Origin of the sequence: Gramella sp. KN1008 (genome assembly GCF_004332155.1) — a bacterium.
Lineage (GTDB): Bacteria > Bacteroidota > Bacteroidia > Flavobacteriales > Flavobacteriaceae > Christiangramia.
The window spans coordinates 1-5,318 of sequence record NZ_SJDV01000020.1 but is presented as its reverse complement, the minus strand read 5'-3'; the positions used below and the strand labels follow the sequence as shown (position 1 = coordinate 5,318).

The 5,318-nt window shown below is 48.3% G+C and carries 2 tRNA genes and 2 rRNA genes; all 4 read left to right on the top strand.

Features of this window, described 5'->3' with window-relative positions:
- The first annotated feature begins 314 nt into the window (after positions 1-314).
- The 4 genes from EZJ28_RS15955 (at position 315) to EZJ28_RS15940 (ending at position 5,274) form a co-directional block, all read left to right on the top strand.
- A 16S ribosomal RNA gene (locus EZJ28_RS15955) occupies positions 315-1,844 on the top strand.
- 122 nt (positions 1,845-1,966) lie between these two features.
- Positions 1,967-2,040 (top strand) — tRNA-Ile (locus EZJ28_RS15950).
- A 127-nt stretch (positions 2,041-2,167) separates the two neighbouring features.
- A tRNA-Ala gene (locus EZJ28_RS15945) sits at positions 2,168-2,244 on the top strand.
- Between the two features lie 191 nt (positions 2,245-2,435).
- Positions 2,436-5,274, top strand: a 23S ribosomal RNA gene (locus EZJ28_RS15940).
- Together the 16S and 23S rRNA genes with 2 tRNA genes alongside form the textbook arrangement of a ribosomal RNA operon.
- Positions 5,275-5,318 lie beyond the last annotated feature (44 nt).

Sequence of the window (5,318 nt, the reverse complement as noted above, 5' to 3'; positions counted from 1 at the left end):
TTTTTCTAAAAAAGTTTTGGTTGGGAAGAAAAAAGCGTTGTATATTTGCACCCGCTTTCACAGAGAGCAGCCGTTCAAGAATTACAGATTGAGAGTTATAAGAAACAGCCGTTTGGGGCGATAGAGAAGGGGTTCGAATCCTCGTGTTTTAACAAGATGAGATTGGGTGACCAATCGAAGTTCATTGATATATTGAATTGACAGGGATTACATTTTTTTAATTAGAGATGTAATCAAGTGTATAAGAATTAAGACTAAAAGACGTCAAACCTGAGCAAATTTCTTTAGTAGTTGTTAAGTATATTTAAGATTTAACGATGAAGAGTTTGATCCTGGCTCAGGATGAACGCTAGCGGCAGGCCTAACACATGCAAGTCGAACGGTAACAGGGAAAAGCTTGCTTTTCCGCTGACGAGTGGCGCACGGGTGCGTAACGCGTATACAATCTACCTTCAAGCGGGGGATAGCCCATGGAAACGTGGATTAATACCCCATGGTATTATGATTTCACCTGGAATTATAATTAAACATTTATGGCTTGAAGATGAGTATGCGTCCTATTAGCTAGATGGAGTGGTAACGGCACCCCATGGCAACGATAGGTAGGGGTCCTGAGAGGGAGATCCCCCACACTGGTACTGAGACACGGACCAGACTCCTACGGGAGGCAGCAGTGAGGAATATTGGACAATGGAGGCAACTCTGATCCAGCCATGCCGCGTGCAGGAAGACTGCCCTATGGGTTGTAAACTGCTTTTATACAGGAAGAAACCTCTCCACGTGTGGGGAGCTGACGGTACTGTAAGAATAAGGATCGGCTAACTCCGTGCCAGCAGCCGCGGTAATACGGAGGATCCAAGCGTTATCCGGAATCATTGGGTTTAAAGGGTCCGTAGGCGGATTTATAAGTCAGTGGTGAAAGTCTGCAGCTTAACTGTAGAATTGCCATTGATACTGTAGATCTTGAGTTGTTATGAAGTGGTTGGAATGAGTAGTGTAGCGGTGAAATGCATAGATATTACTCAGAACACCTATTGCGAAGGCAGATCACTAATAACATACTGACGCTGATGGACGAAAGCGTAGGTAGCGAACAGGATTAGATACCCTGGTAGTCTACGCCGTAAACGATGGTCACTAGCTGTTCGGTCTAATTGAGGGCTGAGTGGTTAAGCGAAAGTGATAAGTGACCCACCTGGGGAGTACGTTCGCAAGAATGAAACTCAAAGGAATTGACGGGGGCCCGCACAAGCGGTGGAGCATGTGGTTTAATTCGATGATACGCGAGGAACCTTACCAGGGCTTAAATGCAGTTGGACAGGAGTGGAAACACTCCCTTCTTCGGACTAATTGCAAGGTGCTGCATGGTTGTCGTCAGCTCGTGCCGTGAGGTGTCAGGTTAAGTCCTATAACGAGCGCAACCCCTGTGGTTAGTTGCCAGCACGTAATGGTGGGAACTCTAGCCAGACTGCCGGTGCAAACCGCGAGGAAGGTGGGGATGACGTCAAATCATCACGGCCCTTACGTCCTGGGCTACACACGTGCTACAATGGTAGGGACAGAGGGCAGCTACCCCGCGAGGGGATGCGAATCTTCAAACCCTATCACAGTTCGGATCGCAGTCTGCAACTCGACTGCGTGAAGCTGGAATCGCTAGTAATCGCACATCAGCCATGGTGCGGTGAATACGTTCCCGGGCCTTGTACACACCGCCCGTCAAGCCATGGAAGCCGGGGGTACCTGAAGTCGGTCACCGCAAGGAGCCGCCTAGGGTAAGACTGGTAACTGGGGCTAAGTCGTAACAAGGTAGCCGTACCGGAAGGTGCGGCTGGAACACCTCCTTTCTAGAGCGATGCATGTTTACATGCTAGCGACAATTACGAAAGGGAAGTTCAGTAGAAAGGATTTCTTTGGTCTTGATTCTTATCTGTCAATTTGATAATAATAGCGAATTGCTATTAAGGACAGTCTCATAGCTCAGCTGGTTAGAGCGCTACACTGATAATGTAGAGGTCGGCAGTTCGAGTCTGCCTGAGACTACGAGAAGTACGGAGTAAGGAATACGCAGTACGACGTTCATTAATTGAAATATTGAAAGGAAATTCTGGAAGTTGGGTATGTAGTTATGTACTAACTACTAACTACTCATTACTAACTACTAGTATATGGGGAATTAGCTCAGCTGGCTAGAGCGCCTGCCTTGCACGCAGGAGGTCATCGGTTCGACTCCGATATTCTCCACCACGGACATCAAGGATTGTTGTTATTAGCTGTTGATTATATCAACCTAGCGATAATCTGGGTCTAGAAAGTTCATTGACATATTGAAGAAACAAAGAATACGAGAGACGCTATATAGATAGAAATATTTATAAGTAAGAATACATTAATAATATTGATCGAATTTATTTGATCAACGAGCATTAAGCAAAACGCATACAAGCTAGATAAGGGCGTATGGGGGATGCCTAGGCTCTCAGAGGCGACGAAGGACGTGATAAGCTGCGAAAAGTCGTGGGGAGTGGCACATACACATTGATCCGCGAATATCCGAATGGGGCAACCCAGCATGTTGAAGACATGTTACCATGCTTGCATGGGGCGAACCCGGGGAACTGAAACATCTAAGTACCCGGAGGAAGAGAAAACAATAGTGATTGCGCTAGTAGCGGCGAGCGAACGCGCAAGAGCCCAAACCAATAAGTTTACGGATTTATTGGGGTTGTAGGACTGCAATATTGTTTGTACCATGAATTAGAATCATCTGGAAAGATGAGCCATAGACGGTGACAGCCCGGTATAAGTAATTGTGTATAAAGCATAGCAGGATCCTGAGTAGTGCGGGGCACGTGAAACCCTGTATGAATCTGGCGGGACCATCCGCCAAGGCTAAATACTCCTGAGAGACCGATAGTGAACCAGTACCGTGAGGGAAAGGTGAAAAGAACCCTGAACAAGGGAGTGAAATAGAACCTGAAACCATACGCTTACAAGCGGTCGGAGTCAGCCTATGGCTGATGACGGCGTGCCTTTTGCATAATGAGCCTACGAGTTACCGTTTCCAGCAAGGTTAAGTGATTAAGTCATGGAGCCGTAGCGAAAGCGAGTCTGAATAGGGCGCTTTAGTTGGTAGTGGTAGACGCGAAACCGTGTGATCTATCCTTGGGCAGGTTGAAGCTGTGGTAACACATAGTGGAGGACCGAACCCGTTGACGTTGAAAAGTCTTGGGATGACCTGAGGATAGGGGTGAAAGGCCAATCAAACTCGGAAATAGCTCGTACTCCCCGAAATGCATTTAGGTGCAGCGATATAGTTAGTTTTATAGAGGTAGAGCTACTGATTGGATGCGGGGGCTTCACCGCCTACCAATTCCTGACAAACTCCGAATGCTATAAAATGATGCATATCAGTGAGGGCATGGGTGCTAAGGTCCATGTCCGAGAGGGAAAGAACCCAGACCATCAGCTAAGGTCCCCAAATGTATGTTAAGTTGAATAAACGCGGTTGGACTGCCCAGACAGCTAGGATGTTGGCTTGGAAGCAGCCATTCATTTAAAGAGTGCGTAACAGCTCACTAGTCGAGCGGTCCGGCATGGATAATAATCGGGCATAAACATACTACCGAAGCTATGGACTATAGTTTACTATAGTGGTAGGGGAGCATTGTAACAGAGACGAAGGTGTACTGCGAGGTATGCTGGATTGGTTACAAAAGAAAATGTAGGCATAAGTAACGATAATGCAGGCGAGAAACCTGCACACCGAAAGACCAAGGTTTCCCCAGCTATGCTAATCAGCTGGGGGTTAGTCGGGACCTAAGGCGAACCCGAAGGGGGTAGTCGATGGACAAGCAGTTAATATTCTGCTACTTGCCCCATGTTAAAGCGGACGGAGGCGTAAAGTTGGTGCGTACTGACGGAATAGTACGTTGAAGGGATTGGTAACAACCCGATAGTACACAAAAGCTACGGCCGGCGTGATAATCCAGCGGAGCGACTTCCAAGAAAAGCGAGTGGTGGCAACCCGTACCGTAAACCGACACAGGTAGTTGGGATGAGAATTCTAAGGTGCTCGAGAGATTCATGGCTAAGGAACTAGGCAAAATTGGCCCGTAACTTCGGGAGAAGGGTCGCCCTCTGTAAGGGGGGCCGCAGTGAAAAGATCCAGGCGACTGTTTATCAAAAACACAGGGCTCTGCTAAATCGAAAGATGACGTATAGGGCCTGACACCTGCCCGGTGCTGGAAGGTTAAGGGGAGATGTTAGCTTCGGCGAAGCATTGAACTGAAGCCCCAGTAAACGGCGGCCGTAACTATAACGGTCCTAAGGTAGCGAAATTCCTTGTCGGGTAAGTTCCGACCTGCACGAATGGTGCAACGATCTGGATACTGTCTCAGCCATGAGCTCGGTGAAATTGTAGTATCGGTGAAGATGCCGATTACCCGCTACGGGACGAAAAGACCCCGTGCACCTTTACTATAGCTTAGTATTGACTTTGAACAAGTGATGTGTAGGATAGGTAGGAGACTTTGAAGCAGCTTCGCCAGGAGTTGTGGAGTCGTTGTTGAAATACTACCCTTTACTTGTTTAGAGCCTAACTTCCACTGGAAGGACAGTGCTTGGTGGGTAGTTTGACTGGGGTGGTCGCCTCCAAAAGAGTAACGGAGGCTTCTAAAGGTTCCCTCAGCACGCTTGGTAACCGTGCGTAGAGTGCAATGGCAAAAGGGAGCTTGACTGAGAGACATACAGGTCGATCAGGTACGAAAGTAGAGCATAGTGATCCGGTGACACCGCATGGAAGGGTCATCGCTCAAAGGATAAAAGGTACGCCGGGGATAACAGGCTGATCTCCCCCAAGAGCTCACATCGACGGGGGGGTTTGGCACCTCGATGTCGGCTCGTCACATCCTGGGGCTGGAGAAGGTCCCAAGGGTTGGGCTGTTCGCCCATTAAAGTGGCACGCGAGCTGGGTTCAGAACGTCGTGAGACAGTTCGGTCTCTATCTGTAGTGGGCGTTAGAAATTTGAGTGGACCTGACTCTAGTACGAGAGGACCGAGTTGGACCAACCTCTGGTGTACCAGTTGTTCCGCCAGGAGCACTGCTGGGTAGCTACGTTGGGAAGGGATAAGCGCTGAAAGCATATAAGCGCGAAACCCACCACAAGATGAGATTTCTTTAAAGGACCGTGGGAGACTACCACGTTGATAGGCTACAGGTGTAAAGGCAGTAATGTCATAGCCGAGTAGTACTAATACTCCGTAAAGCTTGATGCGTAATGGTTCCGGAGCCGCAAAACTCCGGAACCGCCAAATGCTTA